General features: G+C 73.7%; 5 protein-coding genes. 1 reads left to right on the top strand and 4 read right to left on the bottom strand.

The window, feature by feature from the left end; translation table 11 throughout:
* Both PLP61_RS13580 and PLP61_RS13575 read right to left on the bottom strand, forming a co-directional pair.
* Positions 1 to 210, bottom strand: a 210-nt coding sequence (locus PLP61_RS13580; protein WP_324503271.1) for a DUF4031 domain-containing protein, incomplete at its 3' end; no start/stop codon positions are given.
* Between the two features lie 10 nt (positions 211 to 220).
* Entirely contained in the window at positions 221 to 931 is a 711-nt protein-coding gene (locus tag PLP61_RS13575; RefSeq protein WP_324503270.1) for a copper homeostasis protein CutC, read from the bottom strand.
* 100 nt (positions 932 to 1031) lie between these two features.
* On the opposite strand from PLP61_RS13575, the gene PLP61_RS13570 reads away from it, so the two are divergent.
* A complete protein-coding gene (locus PLP61_RS13570; RefSeq protein WP_324503269.1) occupies positions 1032 to 1388 on the top strand; it encodes a DUF8819 family protein in 357 nt (118 codons plus the stop codon).
* Between the two features lie 14 nt (positions 1389 to 1402).
* Here the strand turns inward: PLP61_RS13570 and PLP61_RS13565 are convergent, their stop codons facing one another.
* The gene (locus tag PLP61_RS13565; RefSeq protein WP_324503268.1) at positions 1403 to 2122 is read right to left on the bottom strand and encodes a GntR family transcriptional regulator; all 720 of its coding nucleotides are present in this window, start codon (positions 2120 to 2122) and stop codon (positions 1403 to 1405) included.
* Between the two features lie 77 nt (positions 2123 to 2199).
* Positions 2200 to 3394 (bottom strand): FtsX-like permease family protein (locus tag PLP61_RS13560; RefSeq protein ID WP_324503267.1); only part of this gene is annotated, 1195 nt, incomplete at its 5' end.

Below are 3394 nucleotides of genomic sequence, written 5' to 3'. Positions count from 1 at the left end.
CTCCCGGGAGGTCACCGGGACCGCCCCCGCGGCCACCATCGCCGCGTAGTGCTCGGCCGGCACGTCGTAGTGGTCGCGGTCGAAGCCCCGCTCCGGCACCCCCACGGAGCGGGCGAAGGCGTGCAGCTCCTCCAGGGACCGGTCGCTGGCCAGGTGCGACCACAGCCTGCCGTGTCCGGCGGCGTTGGGCGGGTCGATGAGCAGCGTCATGGCTGGCGGGTCATCCGGCCGGGTGCCCCGCCGTGCTGTCCAGGAGCAGCCGCCAGGACCGGACCAGCCCGGCGTCGACGTACGCACGGGAGGACCCGCCGGGGCGCACCTGGCGGCCGACCTGGAACTGCCGCACCCCCGCCCGGACGAACCAGGGCACCTGCTCGGCCACCAGGCCGCCGGCAGGCATCAGCAGCCGCGCGACCTCGGGATCCTCCTCGGCCAGCGCCAGCAGCTCGTCGTACCCGTGGGACAGCCCCTGGGGCGAGCCGCCCGAGGCGACCGCCGTGAGTCCGGGCAGCGTGCGGACCCGGCGCCAGGACCGGCGCGGGTCCAAGGTGGCGTCGATGGCCTGGTGGAAGGTCCACGGCACCCCGGGCAGCGCCTCGGCGAGCGCCGCGCAGGTGGCGGCGTCCACCTCCAGGTCGGCGTCGAGGAACCCGAGGACGACACCCTCCGCGCCGAGGGCGAGGTACTCCTCGCCCAGGCCGACCAGCCGGGTGAACTCACCCCCGGTGGTCGTGTAGGAGTCGTTGAGGCGCAGCAGCACCCGCACCGGCACGTCGCTCTCGCGGAGCACCGCGGACGCGGCGGCCAGGTCGGGGGAGCGCGGACCCGCGTCCCCTCCGACCGCCAGGCTCAGCCGGTCAGCACCGCCCGACACCGCACCGGGCACGTCCCGGGCGTGCTCGACCGCCACCTCGAGGAGCCCGTACGCCATACCCGAACTCTAGGAGCACGCCGACCGCGAGACGAGTACGCCGGGCGCTGGGCGTCGCTGCGACCCGCCGGGGTCAGCACCGGGGGCGCACAATGGGGAGGTGGACCACGCCCTGTTCCTGGCCGCCCGCGCCGCGGTGCTCGCCGACCTGCGGGCCCGGCACCAGGACACCGCGGCGGCGGTCTCGATGCTGGAGGACGCGCTGTCGCAGCGCCAGTGGTGGGCCGAGCAGTGGCCGGAGGGCGCGGTGTACGTCGCCGGGCTGGTGGCCCAGGACGTGCAGGACGCGCTGCTCGAGGGGACCGCCCGGTGGCCGACGTGCCACCGGTGCGGGGAGGGTGTGCCGGTGCACACCCTGCACATCCATCCCGACCTGGGTGGCCCGGACCCGGTGTGGGTGTGCGAGCAGGCCGGCACCACCGTGTGCGCGCTGGGCCGGCTGGACCGCTGCGACTGAGTCCCGTGGACCGGTCAGCCGTCCTCGCCGAGCTGGACCCACATCGTGAAGCGGTCGGCCCGGTAGGCGGAGCGGGACACCTCCACGGTGACCTCGCCGCACACGCCCCGGCGGGCGACCCGCAGCAGCGGCGCCCCCTCCTCGACCTCCAGCAGGGCGGCCTCGTCGGCGGTGGCCGGTCCCGCGGAGATCGCGTCCTCGACCCACGTCGGTCGCAGCCCGCGGAGCGCGAGCGCGTCGAACAGGCTGGTCGGCATGTGCTTCTGGTGGAAGCCGGGCAGCAGCACCTCGTTGAGGAAGGAGTCCTGCAGGCACATCGGGGCCCCGTCGGCGCGACGCAGCCGCCGCCAGTGCAAGACGGCGTCGCCCTCGGTGATGCCCAGCGCCCGGGCCACGCCGGGGCCGGCCTGCTCGATGCGCGACAGCAGCGTCTGGGACTCCGGCTGCAGACCGCGTCGCTGCATCTCCTCGGAGAAGCCGATCGGGCGCTGCACCCCCCGCCGGGGGCGTGCGACGAAGGTGCCCTTGCCGGGCATCCGCTCGAGCAGCCCCTCGCTGACGAGGGCGTCCATCGCCTGCCGCACCGTCATCCGGGCGACGCCGAACCGGGTGACCAGCTCCCTCTCCGACGGCGCCGGCGCCCCGGGCTCCAGGCCGTCCACGAGGGTGCGGACGTACTCGCGCACCTGGACGTGCTTGAGTGCGCGGGTTCGCGTCACCATCACATCGTCCACGGCCGGAACTCTAGGGCCGACGGGGTCCACGTGTCCGCGGAATGGGTGAACCTGTGACGTGACCGGCGGCGCGTTCGCTACTCGGTGGCGATCGCCGTCAGCACGTCGAGCCTGCCGGCCCGCCGGGCGGGCAGGATCGCCGCGACCACACCGATCAGCACAGCGAGCACCAGGAACACGGTGAGCTGGCCGAAGGGGATGCTGATCACCTCCAGGCCCTCGTCCCGGAGGGCGTACATCATCGCCGCCCCGAAGGCACTGCCCAGCAGCACGCCGAGCACCGCGCCGAGCACCGCGATCACCACGGACTCCAGGGTGATCATCCGGCGCAGCTGTCGGCGGCTGAGGCCGATGGCCCGCAGCAGCCCCACCTCCCGGGTGCGCTCGATCACGGAGAGGGCGAGGGTGTTCATGATGCCGAGCGAGGCGATCAGCAGCGCCAGCCCGAGCAGGGCGTAGATCATCAGCACGAGCTGGTCGATGGGCCCCCGCTGCTCCTCCGCGAACCCGGCCTGGTCCTTCACCGTGACGATCGGCAGGTCCGCCACGACGTCCTCCAGCGCCAGCTGCATCTGCGGGCTGTTCTCGCTCGTGGTGATGATCAGGTAGTTGTCGGCGTCCTGGAACCCGGCGTCCAGCAGCGTCTGCGGCGTGGTCAGCACCGGCACACCGACCAGCGGGTTGTCCTCGAACACGCCCGTGACGGCGTACTCCTGGGTGCCGGACGGCACCTCGGCGGTGACCGTGTCCCCGACCTGCAGCCCGTGGTCGTCGGCGTAGCCCCGCGAGACCAGGACGGTGCCGTCGGAGAGGTCGGCCAGGCTCCCGGTGCGCATCTCGACACGCAGCGCCTTCCCGAGCTTCGCCGGGTCGGCGGCCCCCAGCATGCCGTCCTCGCCGTCGAGGGTGACGTAGGCCCAGCGCTGGGCGAGGACGTCCTCCACCCCGGGCACCTGCGCCATCTCACGGGCGACCTGCGGGCTGAACGGCTGGCCGAACAGGTTGCTCACCACGTAGTCGCCGGTGAAGTTGTCGGCGATCGCCTTGTCGACGCTGGCCTTCGCGGAGTCGCCGATGATCGCCATCGTGCCGGCCAGGGCCAGGCCGATCATCAGGGCCGAGGCGGTGGCCGTGGTCCGGCGCGGGTTGCGCAGAGAGTTGAGCCCGGCGAGGTTGCCGACGCTGCCGAAGACCCGGGCGTAGCCCGCCCGGACGACGGCGAGGAACGGTCTGCTGATCACCGGGCTGACCCCGGCCACGCCCAGCAGGACC

Origin of the sequence: Nocardioides sp. (genome assembly GCF_035429765.1) — a bacterium.
Classification (GTDB): Bacteria; Actinomycetota; Actinomycetes; order Propionibacteriales; family Nocardioidaceae; genus Nocardioides.
Note: the sequence above shows the minus strand (reverse complement) of the source record. Positions and strands in the feature narration are given on the sequence as shown.